Below are 26,385 nucleotides of genomic sequence, written 5' to 3'. Positions count from 1 at the left end.
TTTTACTCTTTGTGAGCTTCTATTAAATGAATATCGTCGTCATCGTCGTCATCATCATAACCATCTTTGGCAGGTCCGCTGATTTTTTCCTGTAAATTTTGGAAAATAATAAACAACACAGGAATCACAAACACTCCTAAGATAGTACCAATCAACATACCTCCAACGGCTCCAGTACCAATCGATTTATTACCGACAGCTCCTGCACCAGAAGCAAACATCAACGGAACTAATCCTAAAATAAAGGCGAATGAAGTCATCAAAATCGGACGTAAACGTGCTACGGCTCCTTCGATTGCTGCTTGTACGACTGGCAAACCTTTACGTCTTCTATCTAAAGCAAATTCGACAATCAAAATACCGTTCTTCGCCAGAAGTCCAATCAACATAATTAAGGAAATTTGTAAATAGATATTACTATTCAATTTAAATATAATTGAGAACAAATAAGCTCCTGCCAATCCAAACGGAATTGATAATAATACTGCAAATGGTAAAATGTAACTTTCGTACTGCGCACTTAATAAGAAATAAACGAAAACCAAACATAATACGAAAATGAATATAGTTTCACTTCCAGAAGCTAATTCCTCACGTGTTAATCCAGAAAACTCATAACCATAGCCTGCTGGAAGATTTTCTGCTGCCACTTCCTGAATTGCCTTAATAGCATCTCCAGAACTATAACCAGGTTTTGGTGCTCCTGTAATCGAAATTGACGTAAACAAGTTAAATCTTGAAATTGATTCTGGTCCAAATACTCTGGTCATTTTCACAAACTCGGTAATTGGCGCCATATTCCCTGCACTATTTCTAACGAAAATTTTATTCAGCCCTTCAGTATTAGCTCTAAATTCTGGAGCTGCCTGAACCATTACACGGTATTGTTTTCCGAATTTATTGAAATTAGAAGCATACAATCCACCATAATATCCTTGCATAGTCGATAGAATCGTGTTTACAGAAACTCCAGCATCTTTCGCTTTTGCTAAATTGATATCCATCATATACTGTGGGAATCCTGGATTAAAAGGAGTTGTTGCATATTGTATTTCTGGACGTTCAGATAATTTAGCTAAGAATTCGTTGTTTACTTTAAAGAATTCGGCAGTCGTATGTCCTCCTTTATCTTGTAACTGAAATTCGAATCCACCACTTTGCCCAAAACCTTGAATAGTTGGTGGCGAAATAAAGAAGATACTAGCCTCACGAATTCCGCTTGTTTTAGCAAAAAGCTGTCCGATTACATCATCAACACTAAGATCACGTTCGTCCCATGGTTTCAATTTTACAATAACCATACTATAAGCACTACCAGCACCAGCGGTAAAGTTTTGTCCAACGATACGAAGTGTATTTTTAACTCCTGGAATAGTCTTAGCAATACTGTCTACTCTTTTTGCAATAATATCAGAACGTTCCATAGAAGCTGATGGCGGCAAACTAATATTCGCAAAAACAGTTCCCTGATCTTCTGATGGAACGAAAGCAGATGGCGTAGTTTTCATCATATAAAATAATGCCAAACCTGCAAATAAAATAGAACCCAAAGCAATCCATTTTTTCACAGAAAGGAAACTTACCGAACGCTTGTATCTTTGCGTTACATTATCAAAAGCAACGTTGAAAGAAGTATAAAAACGCTGTAAATAACTTTTATGTTTATGATCGTCAGCATGTGGTTTCAGTAAAAGTGCACATAACGCTGGACTCAAGGTCAAGGCATTTACCGCAGAAAGAATAATTGCAACGGCCAGCGTAATACCAAATTGTTTGTAGAAAACCCCTGTTGATCCTGTAATAAATGTTACTGGAATAAATACCGCAGCCATTACCAATGTAATCGAGATAATCGCTCCAGAAATTTCGTCCATTGCATGAATAGTCGCTTTCTTAGCCGATTTATATCCGTCATCTAGTTTGGCATGCACCGCCTCGACGACCACAATCGCATCATCGACGACAATACCAATGGCCAATACCATCGCAAAAAGCGTTAACAAGTTAATCGTAAATCCGAATAAATTTAGGAAGAAGAACGTACCCACAATCGCAACCGGAACTGCAATCGCTGGAATTAAAGTTGATCTAAAATCTTGAAGGAAAATAAATACTACGATGAAAACTAATATAAAAGCTTCAATCAAAGTATGAATTACTTTCTCAATAGAAGCATCTAAATTTTCGTTAACATCCACCATAATGGTGTATTTCATTCCTTTTGGAAAACTCTTCGCTGCTTCTTCAATCAATTTTTTAGAATTGATAATTACATCACGTGCGTTTGATCCAGGAGTCTGGCTAATTGCCATCGCCGCCGACTCTACACCGTTTGTTTTAATTGTTGAGGAATAACTTAAAGAACCTAACTCTACTTTAGCCACATCTTTAAGTCTTAACATCTGTCCATTTCCAACAGATTTTATAACAATATTCTCAAATTCCTGAGCGCTTGTTAAACGTCCTTTGTATTTGATTACATATTGAAAAGCCTGATTTCCATTCTCACCAAATTTACCTGGTGCAGCTTCTATATTCTGTTCTGCCAATGCAGCCGAAATATCACTCGGAATCAGTTTGTATTGCTGCATTACATCTGGTTTCAGCCAGATTCTCATTGAGTAGTCTTTTGCACCAAAAACGGTTACATCACCTACTCCAACAACACGCTGAATTTGTGGCACAAGATTGATCTTCGCGTAATTCTGAAGAAACGTCTGGTCGTAAGCTTTATCATCACTATATAAAGAGAAAATCAATAAGTTACTACTTTGGCTTTTCGTAACCGTTACACCGGCTTGAGTTACCTCAACAGGTAATAAACTAGTTGCTCTAGAAACCCTGTTTTGAACGTTTACCGCTGCTAAATCAGGATTAGTTCCTACTTTAAAGAAAATTTTGATTGAAGCATTTCCGTCATTAGTTGCAGTAGAAGTCATGTAAGTCATGTTTTCTACACCATTAATCTGCTCTTCCAACGGAATTACGATACTTTTCAAAACTACATCGGCGTTAGCTCCTGTATAACTTGCCGCCACGTTTACGGTTGGAGGAGCAATATCTGGATATTGAGAAATCGGTAGCTCAATTAGGCCTAAAACACCTAAAATAACGATAATAACAGATATTACCGTCGAGAGTACGGGTCTTTGTATAAATTTTTTAAACATTTGTCTTATTTTAAGTCAGCGTAAACCGTTTCTGGTTTTTGATTTTGAGCTTTAATTTCAGTTCCTTCTTTTAGAGAAGCTACTCCTTCTAAAACTATTTCGTCACCTGGATTTAAACCGCTTGTTACTACATAATAGTTTCCTGCTGTATTTTCAAGCACGGTGATGTTTGCATTTCTTGTCTTCTTGTCTTTTCCTAAAACTACTGCAAACATTTTATCTTGAAGTTCAAAAGTGGCACTTTGAGGAATAATAATCCCGTCTTTTACTTCTTTTGGAATTCGAACTGTAGTACTGCTTCCGCTTCTGATAATTCCTTTTGAATTTGGGAAACGCGCTCTAACATTTACCGTACCCGTTTCTGTATTGATTAATCCGTTTACGGTTTCGATATGACCTTTTTCTTCGTAAGCAGAACCATCTGAAAGCAATAGAGAAACTGCTGGCATGCTTTTTAGTTTTTGGTTTAATGAAGACCCTGAATCTTTAGTAAAATTCAATAAGGTTTTTTCATTCATTGCAAAATAAGCGTAAACATTTCCAATACTTGAAACTGTAGTTAAAGGTTCTGTTGTGTTAGAACTTACCAAACTTCCTAAACGAAATGGAATTGAACCTACAACACCGTTTACAGGGCTTGTAACTGTTGTATATCCTAAATTGGTTTTAGCATTTACTAAAGCAGCATTTGCCTGTGCTAAATTGGCCATTGCAGATTCATAAGTATATTGTGCAGATTCTAAATCATATTTACTGATGATTCCTTTTTCAACCAAAGGTTTTACTTTATTGACAGCCAATTTAGCTGAACTAACTTCAGCTTGAGCACTTTTAATACTCGCAGTTGCAGTACGAACTTGCTGCTCATACTCTGGAGCACTAATTTTAAATAAAGGCTGTCCAGCTTTTACAACTGCTCCTTCATCTACAAAAATTTTATCGATATAACCTTCAACTCTTGGTCGAATTTCTATGTTTTGTTGTCCCTGAATACTAGCTGGAAAGTCGCTGTTTAATATAGCAGATTCCTGTTGTAACGTCACAGTTTTATACTCTTTTATCTGTGGCGCTCCACCAGCCTGAGCCGATTTATCATTTTTACCGCAAGATGCGATAATAAGTGATGCTGCTAGAATACTTAAAAATGATTGCTTCTTCATTGTGAAAAATGTGTGATTTATCTATTATATGACAACAAAATAAATAAATTATAACAAACGAAAATTTTCAAATAGACGAAGAGCGAATGAGAATCGACAAAGATTAGTTAAGAACCGATGGTTTTTTTATTAATATTAAACAAGCGTTTAATTTTTATCCCGTCGGCTCTAAAACGCTTTTTAGAGGCTCTAAATTCGGATTGGGCGATTGCTTAAAAATCCTATTCAAATAAAATGTAATATTGCCTTTAAAATCATAAATTACAATGTCACCAAACTTTTTTAGACCCTACTTATTCACTGGATTACATATTCTTGGGTGGTTTTTACTGGGCTATCTTATGTTGTTTTATATTCCATTAACTTGGAATGTTGTGCTTCCGTCAGCATTTTGGCTTTGGCAGAGTATTATCTTGTTTTTATTGATTGTTGTTTTTTATTCTACAGCAAAAATCATTGTTCCTAGAACAATTATTAAAGACAATACTTCGCTATTTTTATTTTGGGCATTTCTGGCAATTTTTACCATGCAGCTGATTGCCTATTTTTATACTTCTCAAACAGATTTACATAATCAAATCAGTAAGGCAATTGGTTTTACAAAGTACAAGAATCCTTATTTTGATAATTACGTTTTTACCTTGACACTTTTAGTTTTAGGAATAAGTACAAGCTGGGCAATGTTACAGTATTGGCAAAAAGCGGCACAGCACAAACAAAAATTGGAACAAGATAAAACTGTAGCCGAATTGGCTATGTTGAAGGCTCAGATTAATCCGCATTTTTTCTTTAATTCCTTAAATAGCATTTATTCGCTTACTTACACCGATATTGAAGATTCTCGAAATGCCTTGCACACATTAAGTCGAATGATGCGTTACCTGCTTTACAGCACCGAAGAAAAAACGACATTGCTTAAAGAAGCAGAATTTATGAGAGATTTTATTGCTTTGATGAAACTTAGAGCCAATAGCAAATTGACCATTACAACAGACATTCCTGAAAAAATACATGATTATCCGATTGTTCCGATGTTATTATTACCTTTAGTAGAAAATGCTTTTAAACATGGCGTTCATGCTACAGATAAGAGCGAAATTCACATTAAGCTTACTCAAGACGTAAGCAATCTGGAATTTGAAGTAGAAAATACTTTCTTCGAAAAAACGGCTGTTTCAGATGTAGGCGGAATTGGTTTAACAAACACCAAACGAAGATTGCAATTGATTTATCCCAATCAGCATTTCATCACTTTTGGAGTTACCGATCACGGAACATATAAAATTAAATTGAAAATAAATTTAGAGCAATGACAGTATTAAAATGCATAGCAGTAGATGATGAACCATTGGCTTTAAAACTGGTAGAAACCTTTATAGAACAAACTCCTTTTTTAGAACTCATTACCACTTGCGACAATGCCGTCGAAGCGATGGGCATTATCAGAGAAGAAAAACCAGATGTTGTTTTCTTAGATATCAATATGCCAAATCTAACCGGAATGGAATTGGCACGACTTATTCAAGACCAAGCTGGACCTTTACCAAAAATCATTTTTACGACAGCATACAATCATTATGCAATTGAAGGATATAGAGTAAACGCTGTTGATTATCTTTTAAAACCTTTTAGCTACGAAGAATTTCTACGTGCTTCCAGCAAAGTCTTGCAATTGCATGAAGAATCGAACAATCAATTTCAAACCGTTACTTTAGACGACGAATTTATCTTTTTAAAAGTAGAATATCAATGGGTTAGAATCTCACTCAAAGACATTTGCTACATAGAAAGTTTAAAAGATTATGTAAAAGTACATTTGGAAGATTCTCAAAAAGCTTTATTGTCGTTGATTTCATTAAAAGCTTTAGAAGAAAAACTTCCTTCTTCAAAATTCATGCGAGTTCATCGCTCTTTCATCGTTTCACTTGACAAAATAAGCGCTATTAGTAAAAACTCCATTTTTATCGATAAAATCGAAATTACAGTTGGCGAACAATACAAAGAAGCCTTTAAAATCGTAGTCGATAAATGGCTGAAATAAAATTAGAATTACAAATATCATGGAAAAAAGATCAAACAAATATTATCTGACTTTAAGTCTAAAACAATATGCAAATGGCGAAACTGAGCCAGCAAAAGAAATAGGAATTGAATTTGACAATCACGACGAGATTTTCAGCATTATAGAAAGAATCAAAGACAAAAACATTTTTGCGAATGAATCAGAAGCCATTCAATTTGCTTTGGGACTAAAATTATTTAGTGAAATCAAAATAAAGAATCGAAAAAATCCACTTTTTGACGAGTTAAATGAAGTTTTTCCTGTTTTTATGAAGAAGCTTAAAAGTCTATAAAAATTCCTTTAAAAATAAGTGTTCAGCACTATTTTTACTTCCAATTTCAATATTAAATTTACTTAAAAAAAGAAGTTATCTTATTTTGTCTGGCAATATTTTGTAACAATTTTCCGTTAAAATTAAGCATGTCCCACTAAATGCTTTCCAAAAGAAGTTTAATTTCTTTTTTGAAATTGAATTATTTCTTATAAAAAATGGCATAAGCATTTAGGCAATCTTAATTGAAAATTAAAGAGCATTTTGTTTGAAGCTGACCATTTCATTTTAATGAATCTCTAAAATATATTTTTCACTTTCGATTTGTTCGATATTGCAAAAATTATTTTTTAACCATTAAAAATGAAAAAATTATGATAATTCAAAAAAATATTTTTCTACTTGTTGGATTGCTTGTCTTAAGCAGCTGTTCCAACAATGATAACGATGACAGCGCCAATACTGGACCAACTGGACCTCCTGTAGAAACAGGCACTGCAAACACTACATACCAGCCTGCATTTGCTGGACAAACTCGTGCTGGAAGCATTCAAACTACTACAGAAATTGAATCTAAAGTTATCACCAACGGTTTAAGTGCTCCTTGGGGAGTTGCATATCTTCCAGACGGACGTCTTTTAGTAACTGAAAAAGCAGGTAAAATAAGAATTGTTACACAAGCGGGTGTCATTGGTAATGCGCTTACAGGTGTTCCAGCTGTTAATCCTGCAGATCAGGGAGGTTTATTAGGAATTTGTCTAGATCCTTCATACGCAACAAATAGAATGATTTATTGGGCTTTTTCTGAAGCTGTAGCTGGCGGAAATATTACCGCTGTTGCGAAAGGCAGAATATCTGACAACGAAACGGCGCTGGAAAATGTAACTGTTATTTATCGTTCTAATACACCAAATGCGAGTACGCTACATTATGGAGGCCGCGTTTTATTTGACAAAACTGGAAATTTATTTGTAAGTATCGGAGAAAGATCTGTTTTACAAACACGTCCGTTGGCGCAAGCTGTAAATAGCAGTTTGGGTAAAGTTGTCCGAATTACTACTAGTGGCCAAGCAGCAGCCGGAAATCCAATTATTACTGGAACTGGTGCTTTACCAGAACTTTACTCGATCGGGCATAGAAATCCGCAAGGATTGGCACTTCATCCTACTAGCGGTGAATTATGGCAAAGCGAACATGGTCCAAGAGGTGGCGATGAAATTAACAGAATAACTGCTGGAGCCAATTACGGCTGGCCAACAATTACATACGGAATTGAGTATGGCGGAGCAAAAATTGGAGATGGAATAACACAAAAAGAAGGATTGGAACAACCCGTTTATTATTGGGATCCTGTTGTTTCTCCAAGTGGTATGACTTTTTACGCAGGAAAACGTGTTCCAGAGTGGCAGAATAACCTTTTTATCGGTGCTTTAAGCGGTCAACATATTGTTCGTTTAGCATTTAAAGATAACAAAGTGGCCGGAGAAGAAAGATTATTGGCCAGCGAAGGGCAAAGATTTAGAGATATTACACAAGGAAAAGATGAAGCATTATACGCCGTTACCGATCAAGGAAGACTTTATAAAATTGATAAAAAATAGAAATAAGTAAAACTTGTTCATTATACTAGCCAAAAACGCCCCAGTAAAATGGGGCGTTTCGTATTTTATGAATTGTTTTGTCTCAAGTTTTAGGTTTAATGTTAGATGTTAAGTGAGCAACTTGAAACCTGAAACAAAAAAACATTTTTTTTTAAGCTTTCGCTTTTCTTTTAACCGTACAGCCAATTTCTTTTGTTTGCGTTACAGCTGGTTTTTGACCACTTTTTAAAGACGCAATTACATCTTCTGCATATTTTACTTTTTCAGGTTTGTTTCCTTCTGGATCATTGTCTATTGCTCCAACATATTCTAATACATTTCCTTTTGAAGTTTTTGAAACTATGAAAATATGAGGCGTACGTTTTGCACCATATTCATCAGTAATTTTTTGTCCGGGATCAAATAAATAAGGAAAAGGATATTTTTTGTCTTTTGCTAAATCTTGCATTTTTGCAAAAGTATCTGCTTTAGAAGCTTCTGGATCATTTGGATTAATGGCAATTACAGGATATCCTTGAGGTCTGAATTTTTTATCTAAATCGATAATTCTTTGCTCATACCCTATTGCGTATGGACAAGTGTTACAAGTAAAAACAACAATATATCCTTTGGCATCTTTAAAAGTTCCGAAAGAAACTTCTTTATTGTCTACGTTTTTCAACTTAAAATCTGGTGCTTTGTCACCCGCTTTAAGCGTTACAGCATTTTGTGCTTGCGAAAGAAAAGCAGAAAAAGCTAATGCTAATAATAAGATTATTTTCTTCATGGGATATTTACAGTTTTTTATATTCAGTTAATAATTGTTCGTAGGTAAATTCGCTTTCAACAAATTTTCTTTTATCATTTTTTATAAAAAGAGTTGCCGGAATACTTCCTGACCAAGATGGATCAATTCGGTCAATAAATTGTTGTGGGTCGCTTTCGTTTAAGAGAAAAACTTGATTCTTTAAATTCTTCTTTTTTACAAACGGAATAACATTCGATTCTAATTTTGATTTAAAGTCTAAGCTTACTAATAAAACAGCCAGTTTTTCTGACTTGTGTTCAGCGCTTAGTTTTTCAAAATGTGGCAATTCTTTGATGCAAGGCGCACACCAAGTTGCCCAAAAATTGACAACATACGTACTATCTTTCCCGTTTTTGATTCTTTCATTTAATTGATCAATATTCAAAAGTTTTACGTTCTGATTATATCCTTTAATTGAAAATAACAGGAAAAGGAAAAAAGAAATCTTTAAAAGTTTATTTTTAGTAGACTTTAGCATCTAAATTTAATTTGTGTCTTACAAATGTAAACTAATGCCAAATTAGATTTTGTTAATGAAAATTTAATGTGTTTTTTTTTAAAGATGGTAAGAAACTAAGATACTAAGTCGCTAAGATTTATGAATCGTAAGTTGTCAATAAACTATTAGATTTCTCGCACTATTATTTTTTCATTAGTTGTTACTTATAGTATTTTTCTTTTATTTCGTTTAATGCTATTTCCCAACTCATTTACCTGACTATAGTTTTGTTCTTTTTCCCATATAATAACTGTACTCATTGTCAAAAGCATAACCTTTTTCATTAATAACTTTAAAGTGAAAATCTTTCAGACTTTTTGATTTTATAACTTTTACTTCATCACTGATTGTTCTTATGAAATAGGCATATTTATCATCTTTCGCATAAAATGCATTATCACATTCCAAATAATAAGTTCCATCTAAACAGCCTTCTAGAATTTTAAAAGTCTGCGCATTTGCTTCAGGAATTATCTTTCCTTTAAAAAAAACATGCTTCTTATCAATCGCTAGGTTTTGAATCAAATCTGGATACGGAATCTTAAATGATTTTAAATCTACGTTTTCAATTAAAATTACATCGCCAAAATACAATTGATCATCAACTTGAATATGATAATCATTGAGGTGTTTTGCTTTACTTAAATCAAAAGGCATTTTATCATTGTGACGGTAATAGTTTCTGTTTGAAAAAGTATATCCTTTCTTAATATCTACTACTTTAAAATCATCAGGTTTAGCATCTTCTAAAATACAAAAACTAGTAAAAGCACTTTCTAAATAAATATGCTTTTTATCTTCAAAATAAACTGTCGAAGCAAATCCGTCATTATCGAACTCAGCATTTGTTGCCGTGATTTTGAATGTTTCGAAGTCTATAATCTTATAAAACTTTTTAAAAACTTCACTATCATAACGAAGAATAAATTTGTTGTCTATAATTTTATAACCGTGTCCTAAATCTTTAACCATTTTTTCTTTTTTTATGATTGTCCCCAGTAAAATTCACAATTATCAAAATTCAAATCCTTCAAATCATTTTTATCAATTAAAACACTAAACACTCCTTCATCATTAAATCCGTTCTCTCCTATTTGCAAAAGCACTATTTTATCTGAATTTACAACATCTAATATTTCTTGTTCTTGCGCTTGGCAATGCGTAAAGATTCCGAAGATTTTAGAAGTTTCACTTCCTTCAAAATAATCCCATAAAACACCGTCTTCATTTGTATCTTCTTCTTCGTCTTCATCTTCAGGCTGACGATAACGGCTAGATAATTTCTCGGTCGAAGAAAATGCTGATTTTATTAAAACTCCTTCAAAGAAATTATCCTCATGATCTTTGACTACTCTTTCTAATTCAGCATTAGCAATATCGCTGTAAACTACTAAACCTTTATCTTCCATAATATCTGCGAAGAAAAATAAATGTCCTGTTTTTGGTAAGAGTCCAGATTTGTCATGCACTGCAATTTGTTTTAGATCTAATTGAGCGGCAAATCGCAAATCTTTTGGATATTCAAAATTTTTAGGAAGATCGGCAATTGGTCCGCCATAACGAGAATGTCCTAGTGGAATATCCAAAGTTCCTGCTTTTACTAACAAACCGTCTTGTAAAAGTATTTCTGGCATTTTTAAACTATCTCCATAATAGTGTTTCGTAGCTGGTCGTAATTCAATGATATCAAAAATTTCGTTTTTCATTTTCTTCAAAAATTATAATGTTGATTTTGGCTTTTAAATTATTAAACGTGAAAATAAACAATTACTTGTAAGATTGCAATTACTTTATTGTTCATAATCTATTTTTTAGAGAAAAATGACAATTTGTTAAAATTGCCTAGTCATGTTTTTTTGACTAATTGATTTTCGTTTAAATTCAGCGGAAATTTGCTAAAATAAAAAACAAGCGTATGAAAATACTCTCGCTGTTATTAATCTTGATTTACAGTGCGAGCTGCCAATCACAAACTAGTTCAAAAATGAGTGAAGAAAAGACAAATCCTTTATTATGTGATTCTGTTAGTGGAATGTGTGAAATGCCTATCAGCGAAAAATCAAATGAAACTACAAATATTTCAACAGAAAATAAACCTATAAAAATTGTTTATTACACAGATCCAATTTGTTCTTCTTGCTGGGGAATTGAACCTCAGCTTAGAAAATTAAAATTGGAATATGGAGATTATTTTGAAATTGATTACAGAATGGGCGGATTACTTCCTGATTGGAGTTACAACAGCGGAGGTATCAGCAAACCTTCAGATGTTGCTCATCATTGGGATGAAGCTAGTTTACATTACGAAATGCCAATTGATGGCGGTGTTTGGCTGGAAGACCCTCTAAATTCTTCTTATCCGTCTTGCATTGCTATGAAAGCAGCTCAGATTCAGAGTAAACACAAAGCTGTTTATTTTATGAGAATTCTTCGTGAAAAATTATATCTCGATAAAAAGAATATCGCTAAATGGGATGTTATTGCTGAAGCTGCAAAAAATGCTGGTCTAGATGTGCAAAAGTTAAAAACAGATTATGATGGTGATGCAAAAATACATTTTGAAGAAGATCTAAATCTAGGAAAAACACTTGGTGTAAGAGGTTTTCCTACTTTGTTTTTTTCTGATGGAAATCAAAGTCAACTTACCGTTTATGGTTCTAAACCTTATGCGTCTTATGAAAATGCTTTGCTTGCTTTGTTTCCAGAAGCTAAAAAGAAGAGTTTTAAGAATGAAAATCCGTTGGCTATTTTTGATGTTTTTCCGACGTTAGCTCCAAAAGAATATGCTGTAATTTTAGATAAAACGTATTCTGATGCTCAAATTATTTTAGAGAAATTATACCAACAAGGTTTTTTAAATAAAAAGACCATAAAGAATGGTTCGCTTTACAGTAGAAAGTAACTAAAAAGAAGCCATAAATAAATCAAAATTTTATGGCTTTTTAAATCTCTTTCAAAATCAAATCTGCTACAACATCAATTGCTTGATCAATAATGCTTTTTGGATTTCCTTTAAATTCATAACGTTTGGCGATATGTTTTTCTTTAAAAATGATATGCAAAAAAATAGTTCCAACTGGCTTCGATTCACTTTCACTTCCTCCAGGCGTTGTTAATCCAGTTAAGGCAACACAGATATCTGAATTCGCATAACGATAAAAATGCTGTGCCATCAATTTTGTAACCTCAGCCGATTCGGCACTATATTTTTCGATTGTTCCCCATGGAATTAGTAGTAAATCTTCTTTCATAGAGGTATGATAACACACAATTCCTCCTATCAAAATTCTGCCTGAATTAATCACCGTCGAAAATTCATAACACATTTTTCCAGCAGAGGCACTTTCTACAAAAGAGATTGTCAAGTTTTTCTCTATTAAGGCTTGGCAGCAGGCAGTTACTTTATCAGAAGCCATATCTTTTATTTTTAATTCAACTTTTTTTTCTAATCAAATGTAAAATCTTTTAAAGTGAGAAATTTTATACAATTACTCTCTGTTCTTATATTATAAGTAACTGTTAATTATACAACTATATTTAAAATTCCTGTAAGAACTTCGTTGTGTTCGATTGTTAATTTTGTATATACAGTAAATTTTCAATTAGGAAAGATTTGCTACCGTACAAATAGTAATCTAAAAATTTAGCATTATGGAAAAAGAACATAACCACGAATATGGTCAGTACGATCCTGATTATATCGATCAAAATACGCTTGTTGATGGAACTCTTTCTAATGAAGATCAATACAAACAAGACTTGAAAAAACACGATAACAGAGAATTTGGAGAAAGCGATCCTGATTATTATGAACAAAATACATTAGTTGATAATGATAATTATGCGCGAGATGAAGATCCGTTTCAATATCAGGAAGAATTTATTGAAGATCCGAAACATCCTCTAGGCGATTTTGAACCTAATACAACTATTCGATCTGAAAATATTCCGAATGAAGAGAGAATTATCAACGAAGATGATGCCATTACAAATGATGACACAGAAAGCGATTTAAATGAAGACTATGATCCTGATTTAGATCCTGAAAATGATGTCGAAAAAGACAGAGATTTGGATGATGATGAAGAGCTTGACGATTTTGATGCAGAGCATTATCCAGAAAATCATCCTAGAGAATAACCTGAATTTGTAAATTATAAAACATCCGCTCATGGCTTTAGGAGTTCAACTTTTCTGGCTTTTTGTATTGGCAATTCCAATTGCCTGTATCAGCTGGACTGTAACACATGAAGAGATTTTTAGGGAACCGCATGAATGGTGTGTCAGGCATTCAAAAAATGACAAATATATGATGTCGAGAAAGTTCTTTTATCTCTTTACGTGCGAATACTGCTTTAGCCATTATGTCACAATTGCGTTTTTGGTACTTTGCGATTATAAACTTTTGTTAAATGATTGGAGAGGCTATATTTTGGCAGGGTTTTCTCTAGTCTTTATGGCAAATATTTACATGAGTCTTTTTGCGTTATTACGTCAGGCAATTAAAAAAGAAAAGGTAGAAATCGAAAAAATCGAGAGCGAAACTGATAATGAAATCAGGAAAAATTAAAATTTAAGTATAACTAAATAAATTAAACTATCATGGAGAATTTAAATTTCATAGATCCATTATTACACGGAATAACACCTCAAAACAAACCAATCAATCTTTCAGTTAAACAAATGGTATGCGCAGGAGTTGGTGCTCTAATTGTATCGGCTGTTTTGAAAAAAACTGGACATACAAAAGCTAGCGCAGTTGTAGGAAGCATCGCTTTACCGATTTTAGCATCTGCTTGCTATAAAAAATATGCTCAGGTTACGAAAGAAAAAAGTGATGCAAAATCTAGCAGTGGAATTGAATACAATCATTAAACCTTATCCCATAAAAAAAGAGCACTATTAAAGTGCTCTTTTTTTTATCTGTTTTAAGAAATATTTCCTTCAACCCAATTTAAAGCTTTATTAAAATCTACTTTTTTATAACCTCTAAATTCGCCTGGAACAATAAAACTGAAACCATTTGTAAAAGAAATAATTTCATCGGTATCGGTAATAATTGCGGCTCTATTCCATTTTCCTAAATGTTTTAATCCTAAAAGAGCATCTTGCAACCAAGCTCCTGCCGTGAAATTTTTAATATCGGTATCTAAAACCAATAGAAAATTAATTTCGTTTGTTTGTTTTACCAAATGCTCAACTGCTGGCACAACTGCTGTCAAAAAATCTTCTTTTGTTACTTCTGCTAACGCTCTAAAGGCAACAATATTATCCGTAGTATCTATTTGATGTATCATAATGCGTAATACTTATTTGAGTTATTGTAATGAGTTTAGTTTAATCATTTCTAGGATGTTCAAAACCATATCAAATATACTCATTATCAAAGAGATGTTATTTATATTTAACTGTTCGTTTATTATATTTTTTTAAGGTTCTGAGGTTCTAAGTCTCTAAGTTTCTAAGTTTTTAGTATAGTGAGTTAGATGCACTGCAGTGCATCTCTACAGTGTAAAATGCTAATAATTAAAATCAAATAAAGTCGGAAGCAAAAACCTTAGCACCTCAGAACCTTAGAGACTTAGAACCTCCAAAAAAAGAAAAGCCTGTCTCTTCCGAAACAGGCTTTTGAAAAAATAAAAAAAAACTAACACACAAACTTAATTGTATCCTTGGTTTTGTTTGAATTCTTTAGTCACATCGATTGTTGACTGCGGAATTGGAAATACTCTTCTGTATGGCTGCGAAGCTGGTTTTGCAGTTCCTGGAAGATCAAACTTTCCAAAACGGATCATTTGTGGTCTTCTGTACAATTCCCAGTATAATTCGAAACCAATTTCATTATATAAAACGGTTTGATCTATTGCTGTAAGCGCTTTACCAGGAACACTTCCAAATAATGCTTCTCTTTTTCTGCTGGTGCGCAATTTGTTTAAATCTTCCATCGCTAATGCTGAATTTCCTTTTCTGAAATATGCTTCAGCTCTCATGGTATAAATTCCTCCTAGACGGAATAAAGGAATATCAACATTACTGTTTCCGTTTCCTCCTTCTGGATCAAATTCATATTTAAAAATACGCGCTCCTTGATTGATTTCATTTTGAGCAAAAACCGCTTGAGCAGGATTTTTGAAAGTTAAAGATGGTGTAAAGTCCATTCTTGTTGTGGTACTTTTTTCCATATATAATGGAGAAACTTTAATACGTCCACCAACCATTTCTAGAGAACCTGATTGTAATAAGATTGGTCCGTATTGTGGTCCAAATTCGATTCCTCTATTAAAGTGAAACCAAGGTAAATTAGCGCTTTTAGGAACGATATCTGTTGCTGGAACACTTACATCTGTACCGTCATTTTTAAACCAAGTTCCATCTGCGTATTGGTATTTTTGCTGGAATCTCGGATCATCATGATTACCATTCCAAGTGGCAAAAAACTCTGGAGTTGTACAAGCAGCATTGGTTCCTCTGTTGGCGGCAGAAGTTCTTTGGTTACGCTCCATACATACATACGCAAAACTATTTGAACCGTTTCTGATGTAATCAATCTTTTGAGAAATGGCAAAAATCAATTCTTTTCCTTTGTCATTATCTCTTGCAAAATTTTTGAAATAATCACTTTCTAAAGTATATTTTCCAGAATTAATCAATAATGAAGTATAATAAATTACACGATCCATATCGGTTCCCGTTCCAGTTGCTGCTGCTTCATTAAAATTGAAAGCTGAAGAAGCATTTAAACGATCTTTAAAAACAGCACGATTTAAATACATATTACTCAGGAAAGCATAAGCGGCTTCTTTTGTAAATCTTCCGTGGTGCGTTTGCTGTGTTCCCATTTCAGCCAAATCTGGAATTAAAGCTTCAACATCAGCAATTAAAACATCGATTTGTGTATCTGCTTTTAAAATTTGCAATGGCGCATTCGGGTTCATCGGATCTCTGTATGGCGCTTGTCCGTACAAATCTAATGTCGTATACAAATAATACGCTAAAAGTCCTTTTGCTTCGGCTAAAAATAATTTTTTCTGCGGAATTGTACTTTCTTCAATTGACTGGATCGCTGTTAGAGAACGCGTAATTCCGTTTGTCAATTTATTCCAGTTATCCACTACAACGGCATTATCCGATTTCCATGTAAATTCGTGCATGTCTCTCCATTTTCCACCATCTCCCCAGTCACTTCCACGTGTTGGCAAGATTGCCTCATCTGTAGAATATTCCTGTAAAGAAAAAACACCGCCATGATCTACAAAAGTCCCGTCTCCTAGACGATCGTAAGCTGCTGCTAAAGCTCCTGCAGGATTTGAAGTATCATCTCCTAAAACCTCATCTAAAACTACCTCGTCAAGGTTGGTGCAACTTGCAAAAAGCCAGATAAAAGAAAATATCGCTAAGGTTTTTATATTAAAAATAGTATTTGTCTTCATAATAAATTATAGTTTTAAAGTTGCTCCAAAACTGAATGTTCTAGAAGTTGGATAACTTGCATAATCGATACCAATTGATTGATTTCCACCGTTTGATTTCGGACTGTTGATTAACGGATCGTAACCGGTGTAATTTGTAATCGTAAGTAAATTTTGTCCCGTAATGTAAAGTGTTAATCCGTTGATCCAGTTCAATCCTTTTAAGTCGAAATTATAACCAATACGAGCTGTATTTAAACGAATGAAATCTGATTTTTCTAAGAAAAGAGTGGATAAAATTGGTGAGTTCGTCGGATTTGCGCCAGACTCATAATAACCTGTTGCAACGTTACGATCTGAAGCTAAATTGTTAATATTCAAAGCATTCAAACCTGTATTATTCAACAAATAACCACCAGTTTGTCCTATGATAGAAAATGAGAATGTAAAGTTTTTGTATCTCATATCACTATTCAATCCGTAATAGAAAGTTGGAAGAGCGCCTTCAATAATAATTCTATCACTATTATCAATTTTACCATCTCCGTTTTGATCTTTAAAAACGTTTGCTCCGTTGGCATCAAAACCTGTGTGCTCTAATAGATAGAAAGATCCCGCAGAATATCCGCTTTTGTAAATATTTGCATTTACGCCAGATTGTCCAGGTCCTGAAATGGTTCCTGTCAAAATTTCTGAAACCGGAAGATCTTCAATTTTGTTATTTAAAGTCGCACCATTTACGTCTACATTCCAAGTAAAATCTTTCGTGTTTACGATTTTTGATCCCAACATAAACTCAAAACCTTTATTGATGATTTTACCATCGATATTAGTCCAGATTGTAGTTGTCGGACTTAAAGCTTGTGAAGGAACATTCAAAATGGCATCTGTAGTTGTTTTATTGAAATAATCTAATGTTCCGTACAATGCATCATTCCATAAATTGAAATCTAAACCTAAATTATATTGCGTTACGACTTCCCATTTTAAATCAGGATTTGGAGTTCTATTTACAGATACACCATTTACCAAATTCAAATCATCGTACAAATAATATCCGTCAGCTCCTGATAAAGAATAACTTGCTTGCGTAATTTTATTTTCAACTTCCTGATTTCCTGTTTGTCCCCAGCTCGCTCTCAATTTTAAATTTTGCAATGTAGCTGACTCTTTCAAGAAACTTTCATTAGCGATATTCCATCCTAAAGCAAATGATGGAAAATAACCGTATTTATTGTTTTTACCAAAACGAGTCGATCCATCACCTCTCATAGAAGCTGTCACAAGATATCTGTTGTCGAAGCTATAATTCAATCTTCCGAAATAAGATTGCAACTCATTTTCCTGAGCGTAACCAGTTGTTCCAGATTGAGTTCCTGCAAATCCAGGATTGATTGAAGGTGGCACGCCAACTCCTTGCTGCGAAATTCCGTCGATACTAAAAGCTGTTCCGGATCTTTCAAATTTTTGATATGAAAAACCACCTAGAGCTTCAATTTTATGTTTATCTAAATTTAAATTGTAAGTCAAATAATGTTCAACTAAAGAGTTTTTAGAATCCAAATTGTTTTGAACATATTTCCCTTTAGGATTCAAGTCAGTTAAGTTTGGAAAAATGGTAGTATTTCTTTCTGACATTGAACGGTCAATACCCAAATTCAATTTATACTCCAATCCTTTTACAATTCTCAAAGAAGCTTCAAAATTTCCTAAAACTCTTAAAGTACGAGTTTGATCGGTATAAATGCTTAACAAATACGCTGGATTGTAGTGCGCATTCATATTAAAATTGGTATAATTTCCATTGGCATCAAAAACAGATCTTGTTGGATTTGCCATTAAAGTGTGAACCAATAATTGTCCGTTAGAACCTCCATCATCACTCGTTGGAACTCCGTCATCTTTAGTTTCGCTGGCAGTAAGATTAAATTTCAATTTCAAACGTTTATCATCCAAAAATGATTCAGCAGCGTTAATTCTTCCAGTCAAACGCTTAAAGTTGCTGTTTCTAATAATACCTTCCTGATCTAATTGTGAAACAGATGCATAGTAACTTCCTGATTGCGTTTGTTTAGAAAAAGCCAAAGCATTGCTTTTTGTAACGGCTTGTCTAAAAATTACATCTTGCCAATCTGTATTTCCACCATGATCAAAAGCTTTATCTTTAATTGCATTTCTGTATTCTCCAGCGCTTAAAACATCTAATTTGTTTGCTACCGTAGAAATTCCTAAAGAAGAATCAAAAGTCAAAGTTCCATCTCCTTTTGCTCCCTTTTTAGTTGTAACTAAAACTACTCCGTTAGAACCTCTAGCTCCGTATATTGCAGAAGCAGATGCATCTTTTAAAACGGTAATAGATTCGATATCACTATTATTCAAAAAGTTTAAAGGGTTTTTAGCTTGAGAACTTCCGAAACCAACATTTGTTCCAGAAGGACTTACATCGTCATTAGACAACGGAATTCCATCGACAACAAACAAAGGCGTACTTCCGCTTCTGATAGAACCAACTCCTCTAATTGTTACATTTACTCCAGCTCCCGGCTCACCGCTTGTACTTACAACGCGAACACCCGCCACTTTTCCTTGAATTAAATTATCTGGAGAAATACTTACACCTTGTTTAAAGCTTCCAGCTTCTAATTGCGTAACGGCTCCAGTAACATCTTTTTTAGATTGTTTTCCGTAACCAACAACCAAAACTTCATTAAGTTCAGATGTGTTTGGCTCTAACTGAATGGTCATAAAAGTAGTTACAGCAGGAAGTGTTTTTGTTTTATACCCCATATAAGCAACCTCAATTGTTTTTCCTTCGCCAACTGTTAGTTCAAATTCACCATCAAAATTAGTAACAGCAGAATTTGAAGTACTGGTTTCTTTGATAGTCGCACCTGGAATTGGAACATTATTTTCGTCAACAATTTTTCCTTTTACTTTAATTCTGTCAACTGCTTTATTATTGGTTGCTTTTGGTGCAGCTGTTTTCTGAATTAAAACTAACTTTCCATTAATATTATAATTGAAATTGGCTTTTTTAGAAAGATCATTTAAAATTTCTGTAACAGATTCACCATTATAATTTACTGTATAAACCGTATTGTCAGCAATTATGGCTTGACCGTAACTAAATTTATAATTGGTTTGCTGTGTTAATTTTGAAAAAATAGAAACAAGGGTAGCTTTTTCTATTTTATTTTTTATTTTTGACTCTTTTAATACATTAGTTTTACTGTAACCGCTCTGAAAAGCCAGTAAAGCCATAAATAAAAAGACAAAACTTTTTAGATTTAAATAAGAAGGTTTAAAATACATGATTTAAGTAATTGTTTTTTTTTACGATGCTTAATTATTAATGGCAGTTGTTCCCGCAACTGCTTTTTTTATGTTTAATCTACTTTTACTATTTCGCCATAGACTTTGAATTTTAAGTTTGTGATATAATTGATTTGCTCCAAAACATTTTCTAATGTTGCGTCCTTCTTAATGAATACCGTTAACGGCGTTGCTAATACGTGTTCATTATTGTATTGAAATGATACTCCGTATTTATATTGTAAAATGGTAATTACCTGTCTTAATGTGGTTTGATCGAGCGTTACATCTTCATTATACCAATTCACCAAAAAAGCTTTCTCGGCCATTTGTTTAGTTAGTTTTTGAGATTCAAACAACGCTTCTTGATTTGGAACTAAATCGACACTTTGCCCTTTTCCTGAAACATTTACTTTTCCGGTAACCACAATTACTTTACAGTTTAATTTGGATAATTGAATGTGGAATGAAGTTCCGACAACTCTAGTTTGTATTTCGCCAGAATGAATAATAAACGGATGCTGTTTGTCTTTTGCTACTTCAAAAAATGCATTTCCTTTTACTAAAGAAACTGTTCTTTGATCGCCGTCAAATTTTTCAGGATACTGAAATGATGAGTTTGCTGCCAGATAAATTTTCGAACCATCACTTAATTGGATAGATTTGGGAATCGATGAAGTATTAAATGTGATTTGTTTTTGGTTTAAAACATTTGGTCTCAAGAAAAATCCTAAACCAAGCAGAAAAAGAATGCTGGCAGCTGCCATATATTTTAAATAAGGATTGAAAGTTTTCTTTTTCCCTATTCTAAGTTGAATTTGGTCATAAATATTCTGAGATGCGTCTTCTGGATTTCCCAATATACTTTCATCCCATTTTGAATTTTGATATTCGCTAAAAGCAAAATCATTTAATAAAGTTTCTTCTGCTCTTGAAGTTTTTTCTCGCGAACTTTTATCAAGCAAATATTCTAAACTATGTTTAATTCTTTTTATCATAATACTTATTGTTATAGATAAGTACTAGAAACTTGAAATCGTACTATCGCCAAATATTATGAAAACATCAAGCGAAAGTTATCTTAAAATTTTTGATTAAAAATAATAAATGGAGCTAGCCAAGCCAAGTCTTTTAAGCCTTCTCGAAGTTGTTTTACTGCCGATGAAATCTGATTTTTTACGGTTTGTTTCGAAATTCCAAGTTCTTCTGCAATCTGATCGATTGTCATGTCTTGAAATTTATACATTAATAAAACTTCTTTTCTTTTTTCTGGAAGTTTATCTAATGCAGCATAAAGCAGATCCATAACTTCTGGATCAATCGTAGAAAAATTATCTATAATGTAGTCTTCAAATTTTTCTTCTAAAATAGTCTTATCAAAACGGTTATTTTGATAATGTTTGAAAACCTGATTTTTGACTGCACGAAACAAAAAAGGTTCGATCGCATTAATATTCAGTTCTTCTTTTCTTTCCCATAAATCGACAAAAACATCTTGAACAATGTTTTGTGCCAAGTCTTTATCCTGAGTCATCGTATAAGAAAAGGCATTGAGCTTCTTCCAATATTCGTTATACGTTTTTTCAAAAATTTCAGGATTATTCATAAAGTAAATACAGGCTTTTTAATACGGTAAAATAATAAAATGAAAAGCCAATATTTTTTGTGGCAATGTTATCTTTAAATTAATAAATAAACACGTTTGATGCAGAAATACTACTTTTTTGGGATGGTCTCGGCAATCAGTTTGCGATTTCTTTTTTTTTATCTAACATAAAAACCAAAGACTAGATTTAACTTAGTAACTTTCAAAATGCAATTTCTATTGATGCGTCCCTGTCAAATAGTATCAATTACATTTTAAAATCATGAAACATTTTTTGTTCACTTTAATTCTTGCCGGAGCGGCACATTTAGGAGCTCAGGCTCAAAACGACAATCTTAAAATCAATCAGATTCAGGTTATCGGATCGCATAATAGTTACCGTCATGCTATTGAAACCGATCTGTACAATTTAATTCAAGCCAGAGATACTTCTCGTTCTCTTAAAGGTTTGCAATACACACATATTAGTATTACCGATCAATTAAACAAAGGTTTACGCAATCTTGAAATTGACATTTTTGCAGATGCAAAAGGCGGAAAATATGCGCATCCAAAAGGTTTAGACATTGCCAAATCTGAAGAAGTTTACGACCCAAATGGTTTAATGAAAAAAACAGGTTTTAAAGTATTTCATATGCCAGATATCGATTTTAGAACTTCTGCCTACACTTTCGAAATCTGTCTTCAGGAATTGAAAAAATGGTCAGATGCCAATCCAGGACATGTTCCAGTTTTTATCACTTTAGAACCAAAAGATGGCGATGCCAATTTCTTCGGAACAAAACCAGAAGATTTTACAGTTGCAGTTTTTGACGAAATGGATAAAGTCATTCGAAAAGAATTGGGAAAAAACAAACTGATTACGCCAGATATGGTTCGCGGAAAATATAAAACATTGGAAGAAGCCGTTTTAAATAATAATTGGCCAACCTTAAAAGAAGCCAAAGGAAAATTTTTGTTTCTTTTAGATAACAATGGCGCAAAAAGAGATTTGTACGCATTAAATCATCCGTCGCTTAAAGGGCGCGCCGTTTTTATTAATGCAGAACCAGGAAAAGCAGAAGCTGCAGCTTTATTTAGAAATAATTCCGAGGATCCAACAATTACTGATTTAGTTAAAAAAGGATACATTATAAGAACCCGTGCCGATTCTGATACCAAAGAAGCTCGTGCCAACGATTATTCTCATTTTGAAGCGGCTAAAAAATCAGGTGCACAAATCATCACGACAGATTATTATTTACCTAGTACCTTCTTCAATTCTTCGTACCAAATTAAATATGATGATGGAAGTTATGTGAGAAATAATCCTGTGAATGGAAAATAGTTTTTTTGTTTCAGTTTTAAGTTTCAGGTTATTGCCGATAAGTAAAACAATAATAATTTTTAACGCAAGAGCGCAAAGAATTTACGCAAAGTTCTCGAAGGTTTTAAGTGATATTTTATAAAATAAAAAAGTTCGCAAAGCTAAATGATAAAGCTTTGCGAACCTTGCTTTTGAGTATTATCTTAAATTAAAAAATCTTAGCGAACTTTGCGTTAATTCTTTGTGCTCTTTGCGTTACTTTTATAATGGCGTGGTTTGCGGTAAAAAAATTAGCGCTCTTTGCGATTAATTTCTCCACTTTTCAAATCAACCGTAAAATGATCTGCAGGAACTTCATGCATGAATTTATTCAAGATTGTAAAGAATAATTTCATTTGTTTCTGCAAAGGTTTCGAAGGTTCATCTTTAGATTCTAAAAACAACTTTGATAAAACTTTGTAAGTTGCAGCTCTTTTTTCTGTAACATCTGCAAATGCCAATTCATCTGCACTTCTAAAACGATAAAAATCGATCAAAAGATCATTTCCCGTATAATTGAAATCTTCTTTCTTCAGTTTATTTTTAATTAAAATTTGCTCTGATTTAGCTTCGCCTTCCTTCCATTCTTTTTGAAACTGTTCTTTGTTTTTCAAAATAAAATCAAAATCTTTATCCGAATTCATATTTGCCAATACCAATAAATCTTTTGCAGAAATATTCAATAAAAAAGTGGCAAAATCAGAAGGCCAATCGTCTTTTAGAAAACGAAGACGCACTAATTCCTTCAAATGAAAATCGGTAAAATCGTGATAGTTTTTGGTTTTCAAAATATCAACATTCCAAATATCTTTCGAATTCTGGCTTTCTAAAAACTGATATTCCATTTTATACAAATCAAAAAGTTCATCGAATCTCGGAACTTTATCAATTGTAATAGTCTGAATATCTACAACATTATTTTTCTTCAATGTCAATAATTTATACGCCGGAATATAAGCCGCAAGCGATGGCGTCTGAATATTAACCAAAGTATTTCCTTTCGGTGAAGTTCTAACTCCCGTATCGTTAATATGCATGTGTCCGCCAAAATGAATCTGCAAACCTGCATCTGCAAAAACTTGCGCAACTTCTTCGACAGGAACTCTATTTAACTGCCATTTGTTTGGGCCAAGCAATTCTTTTATTTCTGTAGAAGCGTCATCATTAAAATCAATCATCGGAAAATGGCTAAAAGCCACTAAAGTTTTTCCCTGTTTTTTGACTTCAGCCGAAATATCCTGTACCCATTTAATCAAATGTTTTTTGTTCGAAAGCACATTATTGTAACCTGTGCTCGCTTCCGAATAACTTTTAGAGTCTTTAGGATCGCTATCGGTTTTCTTCGGAATATAAACATTGCCATCAATTGCCATCAACCAAAGTCCGTCAATAGGTTCTACAACATAACTAACGTCTGGAACTTCGTAACCTGGCGCTACTTGATAAACTCGATTAGCTAATTTTGCGCTTTCTAAAGCTCTCTCAAATGTGTAATTTTCACTTGAATAATTGGAAAAAGGAGTCGCCCAAAATTTGTTTTTTTTGTTTGGATGAAAACCAAAATTATTGAGCTGATCTGTAATTCCTAAATAACCCATTTTAGCAATATCGGCCGTCACAACAACAGGCTGTTCGATAGTTAAGTTTGGCTTATACATACCGTCTTTGCTATAAATGGGCTGACTTTTACCATCTTTTCCTAAAAAATCTTCCTTTCCAGATTCTTGTGCAAAAGGACCAACGGGATCGTGGTTTCCTGTAGTAATAAAAAATTCTATTCCGTATTTTTGAGTGTATTGTTCTAAAATCTTTGCTAATCCTCGTACGTGAATGGGCTGTCCATCATCTGTATAATCTCCTGGAAGTGCTACGTATTTGATTTTTCGTTTAGCGATATCTTCTAAAGCCGCTAAAAAAGCAAAATAGTTTTCGTTGAAAATTCGAGTAGAATGCAGCTGCGAAGACATGGTTCGCACCAAAGCATATTGCCCCGTTTTTGGATTCAGAACGCCTTTGTAATCGGAATCTGAAAATCCGCCAAACAAATCCTGTAAATGAACATCAGATAAAAATGCAATTTGTGTTCCGTTTAGGTCTTTTGTTTTTTGAGCCGAAATACTGCAATTGAAAACAATAAAAAAGAATATTATAAAAAGTGAAGTAATTTTTGAATTCATAGGTTTTAACTTTAATAAATTGGGGACTTATTAGAAGTTTTGGAACTTTTAATTGACCGCAATTTTATCAATTTAAAACCGAAACGAGTTTACGATATTGTTATTGAATGATAATGTTTATGAGATTTACAAAATCTACATGCACCTATAAACATTTTAAAACCACTTTTAAAAAACAAACTAAAAACCAAGAATAGCAGTTAATTCCTTATACGAGCTAAAAAGAACAGCGCCTTCATCTTTTAAATCTTCATCGTTATATCCGTTTGCGAAACCGTATACTTGAAATCCACCACTTATTCCGGCTTTTACGCCAGCTTTACTATCTTCTAAAACAATACAATCTTTTACATCAAAACCCATTTCTTTAGCAGCATGCAAAAATATTCCCGGTTCTGGTTTCCAGCTATTTATTTGGTAAGAACTAAATAGTTTGTTTTCGAATTTATCCAACAAACCTGCAATTCCTAGATTTAAACGTATTTTTTCGACTGGTCCGCTCGAAGCCACACAATACGGAATTTCCAATTTTTCTATATTTTCAATAAAATCAAGTACACCTTCCATTGGTTTTACTTGCGTTTTAAAAGCTTCAAAACTTTTCTCTCTGTATTCGGATTCAAAATTTTCAGGAAGTTTTTGATCGATTGCTTCTTCAATATGACGGAAACAATCATTCAAATTACGACCATTAAAATGGCGATATGCATCTTCCAATTCCATTTCAAAACCATGTTCTTGTGCCATTGCAAGTAAGATCCCGTTACCAATTTTTTCTGTATCGACTAAAACTCCGTCGCAATCGAAAATAATACATTTCACCATTTTTCTGATTTTCATTTAATTAGAAGTAACTTTTTCCATAAAAGATAAGAAATGAAATTTACAAAAAAATAACCGATTCAAAAATCTAAAGTTTACATTTTGATTTTCAACAATCTGTACAGAATTATACCTATTCTGTATTTTCATTTCCTTTTTGATTT

At 33.3% G+C, this 26,385-nt stretch carries 23 protein-coding genes; 9 read left to right on the top strand and 14 right to left on the bottom strand.

What is annotated here, in order from left to right; translation table 11 throughout:
• Nucleotides 1-2 precede the first annotated feature (2 nt).
• A complete protein-coding gene (locus LL966_RS04275; protein ID WP_229350520.1) occupies nt 3-3,170 on the bottom strand; it encodes an efflux RND transporter permease subunit in 3,168 nt (1,055 codons plus the stop codon).
• A 5-nt stretch (nt 3,171-3,175) separates the two neighbouring features.
• Nucleotides 3,176-4,330 carry an efflux RND transporter periplasmic adaptor subunit gene (locus LL966_RS04270; RefSeq protein WP_229350518.1) on the bottom strand — a complete coding sequence of 385 codons (1,155 nt, stop codon included), beginning with the start codon at nt 4,328-4,330 and terminating at the stop codon, nt 3,176-3,178.
• A gap of 266 nt (nt 4,331-4,596) precedes the next feature.
• Between LL966_RS04270 and LL966_RS04265 the strand changes: the two genes are divergently transcribed.
• The 4 genes from LL966_RS04265 to LL966_RS04250 all read left to right on the top strand — a co-directional run bounded on the left by LL966_RS04265 (nt 4,597) and on the right by LL966_RS04250 (nt 8,264).
• Nucleotides 4,597-5,643 (top strand): sensor histidine kinase, encoded by a 1,047-nt coding sequence (locus LL966_RS04265; RefSeq protein WP_229350516.1) that lies wholly within the window; start codon nt 4,597-4,599, stop codon nt 5,641-5,643.
• Complete coding sequence (locus LL966_RS04260; RefSeq protein ID WP_229350514.1) at nt 5,640-6,371, top strand: LytR/AlgR family response regulator transcription factor; 732 nt, start codon at nt 5,640-5,642, stop codon at nt 6,369-6,371. The genes LL966_RS04265 and LL966_RS04260 overlap by 4 nt, the downstream gene beginning before the upstream one ends.
• A gap of 19 nt (nt 6,372-6,390) precedes the next feature.
• Nucleotides 6,391-6,684: a DUF3861 domain-containing protein gene (locus LL966_RS04255; RefSeq protein ID WP_229350512.1), complete on the top strand. Its 294-nt coding sequence runs from the start codon at nt 6,391-6,393 to the stop codon at nt 6,682-6,684.
• A gap of 353 nt (nt 6,685-7,037) precedes the next feature.
• A complete protein-coding gene (locus LL966_RS04250; protein WP_229350510.1) occupies nt 7,038-8,264 on the top strand; it encodes a PQQ-dependent sugar dehydrogenase in 1,227 nt (408 codons plus the stop codon).
• 151 nt (nt 8,265-8,415) lie between these two features.
• On the opposite strand, the gene LL966_RS04245 is transcribed toward LL966_RS04250, so the two are convergent.
• The 4 genes from LL966_RS04245 to LL966_RS04230 all read right to left on the bottom strand — a co-directional run bounded on the left by LL966_RS04245 (nt 8,416) and on the right by LL966_RS04230 (nt 11,256).
• On the bottom strand, nt 8,416-9,030 hold the full coding sequence (locus LL966_RS04245; RefSeq protein ID WP_229350508.1) for a thioredoxin family protein: 615 nt from the start codon (nt 9,028-9,030) through the stop codon (nt 8,416-8,418).
• Between the two features lie 7 nt (nt 9,031-9,037).
• A complete protein-coding gene (locus LL966_RS04240) occupies nt 9,038-9,436 on the bottom strand; it encodes a TlpA disulfide reductase family protein (RefSeq protein ID WP_229350506.1) in 399 nt (132 codons plus the stop codon).
• Nucleotides 9,437-9,769: 333 nt separating this feature from the next.
• Nucleotides 9,770-10,522, bottom strand: a complete 753-nt coding sequence (locus LL966_RS04235) for a DKNYY domain-containing protein (protein WP_229350505.1) — start codon at nt 10,520-10,522, stop codon at nt 9,770-9,772.
• Between the two features lie 11 nt (nt 10,523-10,533).
• On the bottom strand, nt 10,534-11,256 hold the full coding sequence (locus LL966_RS04230) for a DUF1963 domain-containing protein (RefSeq protein WP_229350503.1): 723 nt from the start codon (nt 11,254-11,256) through the stop codon (nt 10,534-10,536).
• A 278-nt stretch (nt 11,257-11,534) separates the two neighbouring features.
• Between LL966_RS04230 and LL966_RS04225 the strand changes: the two genes are divergently transcribed.
• Nucleotides 11,535-12,452, top strand: coding sequence for a DsbA family protein (locus LL966_RS04225; RefSeq protein WP_229350501.1), 918 nt, complete (start codon nt 11,535-11,537; stop codon nt 12,450-12,452).
• Nucleotides 12,453-12,492: 40 nt separating this feature from the next.
• On the opposite strand, the gene LL966_RS04220 is transcribed toward LL966_RS04225, so the two are convergent.
• Entirely contained in the window at nt 12,493-12,966 is a 474-nt protein-coding gene (locus LL966_RS04220; protein WP_229350499.1) for a CinA family protein, read from the bottom strand.
• A gap of 235 nt (nt 12,967-13,201) precedes the next feature.
• Here LL966_RS04220 and LL966_RS04215 point away from each other — a divergent pair, with 235 nt between their 5' ends.
• The 3 genes from LL966_RS04215 to LL966_RS04205 are packed head-to-tail and all read left to right on the top strand — an operon-like array spanning nt 13,202 to nt 14,425.
• Complete coding sequence (locus tag LL966_RS04215) at nt 13,202-13,690, top strand: hypothetical protein (RefSeq protein ID WP_229350497.1); 489 nt, start codon at nt 13,202-13,204, stop codon at nt 13,688-13,690.
• A 31-nt stretch (nt 13,691-13,721) separates the two neighbouring features.
• Complete coding sequence (locus LL966_RS04210) at nt 13,722-14,120, top strand: hypothetical protein (protein ID WP_229350495.1); 399 nt, start codon at nt 13,722-13,724, stop codon at nt 14,118-14,120.
• A gap of 32 nt (nt 14,121-14,152) precedes the next feature.
• Nucleotides 14,153-14,425 carry a PrgI family protein gene (locus LL966_RS04205; protein ID WP_229350493.1) on the top strand — a complete coding sequence of 91 codons (273 nt, stop codon included), beginning with the start codon at nt 14,153-14,155 and terminating at the stop codon, nt 14,423-14,425.
• Nucleotides 14,426-14,478: 53 nt separating this feature from the next.
• Here the strand turns inward: LL966_RS04205 and LL966_RS04200 are convergent, their stop codons facing one another.
• The 5 genes from LL966_RS04200 to LL966_RS04180 form a co-directional block, all read right to left on the bottom strand.
• The gene (locus LL966_RS04200) at nt 14,479-14,847 is read right to left on the bottom strand and encodes a SpoIIAA family protein (protein WP_184161783.1); all 369 of its coding nucleotides are present in this window, start codon (nt 14,845-14,847) and stop codon (nt 14,479-14,481) included.
• A gap of 363 nt (nt 14,848-15,210) precedes the next feature.
• Complete coding sequence (locus tag LL966_RS04195; RefSeq protein WP_229350491.1) at nt 15,211-16,980, bottom strand: RagB/SusD family nutrient uptake outer membrane protein; 1,770 nt, start codon at nt 16,978-16,980, stop codon at nt 15,211-15,213.
• A 6-nt stretch (nt 16,981-16,986) separates the two neighbouring features.
• Nucleotides 16,987-20,271, bottom strand: coding sequence for a SusC/RagA family TonB-linked outer membrane protein (locus tag LL966_RS04190; RefSeq protein ID WP_229350489.1), 3,285 nt, complete (start codon nt 20,269-20,271; stop codon nt 16,987-16,989).
• 74 nt (nt 20,272-20,345) lie between these two features.
• The gene (locus tag LL966_RS04185) at nt 20,346-21,269 is read right to left on the bottom strand and encodes a FecR family protein (RefSeq protein ID WP_229350487.1); all 924 of its coding nucleotides are present in this window, start codon (nt 21,267-21,269) and stop codon (nt 20,346-20,348) included.
• A gap of 83 nt (nt 21,270-21,352) precedes the next feature.
• The gene (locus LL966_RS04180) at nt 21,353-21,877 is read right to left on the bottom strand and encodes an RNA polymerase sigma-70 factor (RefSeq protein WP_229350485.1); all 525 of its coding nucleotides are present in this window, start codon (nt 21,875-21,877) and stop codon (nt 21,353-21,355) included.
• A 262-nt stretch (nt 21,878-22,139) separates the two neighbouring features.
• Between LL966_RS04180 and LL966_RS04175 the strand changes: the two genes are divergently transcribed.
• A complete protein-coding gene (locus LL966_RS04175) occupies nt 22,140-23,204 on the top strand; it encodes a phosphatidylinositol-specific phospholipase C1-like protein (RefSeq protein ID WP_229350483.1) in 1,065 nt (354 codons plus the stop codon).
• Nucleotides 23,205-23,473: 269 nt separating this feature from the next.
• Here LL966_RS04175 and LL966_RS04170 read toward each other — a convergent pair whose 3' ends face one another.
• A complete protein-coding gene (locus LL966_RS04170; RefSeq protein ID WP_229350481.1) occupies nt 23,474-25,399 on the bottom strand; it encodes a metallophosphoesterase family protein in 1,926 nt (641 codons plus the stop codon).
• Between the two features lie 180 nt (nt 25,400-25,579).
• Nucleotides 25,580-26,239, bottom strand: a complete 660-nt coding sequence (locus tag LL966_RS04165) for an HAD family hydrolase (protein ID WP_229350479.1) — start codon at nt 26,237-26,239, stop codon at nt 25,580-25,582.
• Between the last annotated feature and the right edge of the window lie 146 nt (nt 26,240-26,385).

This window comes from Flavobacterium chungbukense, assembly GCF_020805785.1.
Classification (GTDB): Bacteria; Bacteroidota; Bacteroidia; order Flavobacteriales; family Flavobacteriaceae; genus Flavobacterium; species Flavobacterium chungbukense.
The sequence above is the reverse complement of the archived record's forward strand: the minus strand, read 5'-3'. Positions and strand labels throughout refer to the sequence as shown.

Coding starts and splice junctions, on each gene's coding strand:
- LL966_RS04195 (WP_229350491.1), bottom strand. CDS start 16,980: ATGAAGACAAATACTATTTTTAATATAAAAACCTTAGCGATATTTTCT.
- LL966_RS04225 (WP_229350501.1), top strand. CDS start 11,535: ATGAGTGAAGAAAAGACAAATCCTTTATTATGTGATTCTGTTAGTGGA.
- LL966_RS04205 (WP_229350493.1), top strand. CDS start 14,153: ATGGAGAATTTAAATTTCATAGATCCATTATTACACGGAATAACACCT.
- LL966_RS04260 (WP_229350514.1), top strand. CDS start 5,640: ATGACAGTATTAAAATGCATAGCAGTAGATGATGAACCATTGGCTTTA.
- LL966_RS04190 (WP_229350489.1), bottom strand. CDS start 20,271: ATGTATTTTAAACCTTCTTATTTAAATCTAAAAAGTTTTGTCTTTTTA.
- LL966_RS04165 (WP_229350479.1), bottom strand. CDS start 26,239: ATGAAAATCAGAAAAATGGTGAAATGTATTATTTTCGATTGCGACGGA.
- LL966_RS04275 (WP_229350520.1), bottom strand. CDS start 3,170: ATGTTTAAAAAATTTATACAAAGACCCGTACTCTCGACGGTAATATCT.
- LL966_RS04215 (WP_229350497.1), top strand. CDS start 13,202: ATGGAAAAAGAACATAACCACGAATATGGTCAGTACGATCCTGATTAT.
- LL966_RS04250 (WP_229350510.1), top strand. CDS start 7,038: ATGATAATTCAAAAAAATATTTTTCTACTTGTTGGATTGCTTGTCTTA.
- LL966_RS04185 (WP_229350487.1), bottom strand. CDS start 21,269: ATGATAAAAAGAATTAAACATAGTTTAGAATATTTGCTTGATAAAAGT.
- LL966_RS04200 (WP_184161783.1), bottom strand. CDS start 14,847: ATGATACATCAAATAGATACTACGGATAATATTGTTGCCTTTAGAGCG.
- LL966_RS04255 (WP_229350512.1), top strand. CDS start 6,391: ATGGAAAAAAGATCAAACAAATATTATCTGACTTTAAGTCTAAAACAA.
- LL966_RS04175 (WP_229350483.1), top strand. CDS start 22,140: ATGAAACATTTTTTGTTCACTTTAATTCTTGCCGGAGCGGCACATTTA.
- LL966_RS04245 (WP_229350508.1), bottom strand. CDS start 9,030: ATGAAGAAAATAATCTTATTATTAGCATTAGCTTTTTCTGCTTTTCTT.
- LL966_RS04170 (WP_229350481.1), bottom strand. CDS start 25,399: ATGAATTCAAAAATTACTTCACTTTTTATAATATTCTTTTTTATTGTT.
- LL966_RS04270 (WP_229350518.1), bottom strand. CDS start 4,330: ATGAAGAAGCAATCATTTTTAAGTATTCTAGCAGCATCACTTATTATC.
- LL966_RS04210 (WP_229350495.1), top strand. CDS start 13,722: ATGGCTTTAGGAGTTCAACTTTTCTGGCTTTTTGTATTGGCAATTCCA.
- LL966_RS04265 (WP_229350516.1), top strand. CDS start 4,597: ATGTCACCAAACTTTTTTAGACCCTACTTATTCACTGGATTACATATT.
- LL966_RS04235 (WP_229350505.1), bottom strand. CDS start 10,522: ATGGTTAAAGATTTAGGACACGGTTATAAAATTATAGACAACAAATTT.
- LL966_RS04230 (WP_229350503.1), bottom strand. CDS start 11,256: ATGAAAAACGAAATTTTTGATATCATTGAATTACGACCAGCTACGAAA.
- LL966_RS04220 (WP_229350499.1), bottom strand. CDS start 12,966: ATGGCTTCTGATAAAGTAACTGCCTGCTGCCAAGCCTTAATAGAGAAA.
- LL966_RS04180 (WP_229350485.1), bottom strand. CDS start 21,877: ATGAATAATCCTGAAATTTTTGAAAAAACGTATAACGAATATTGGAAG.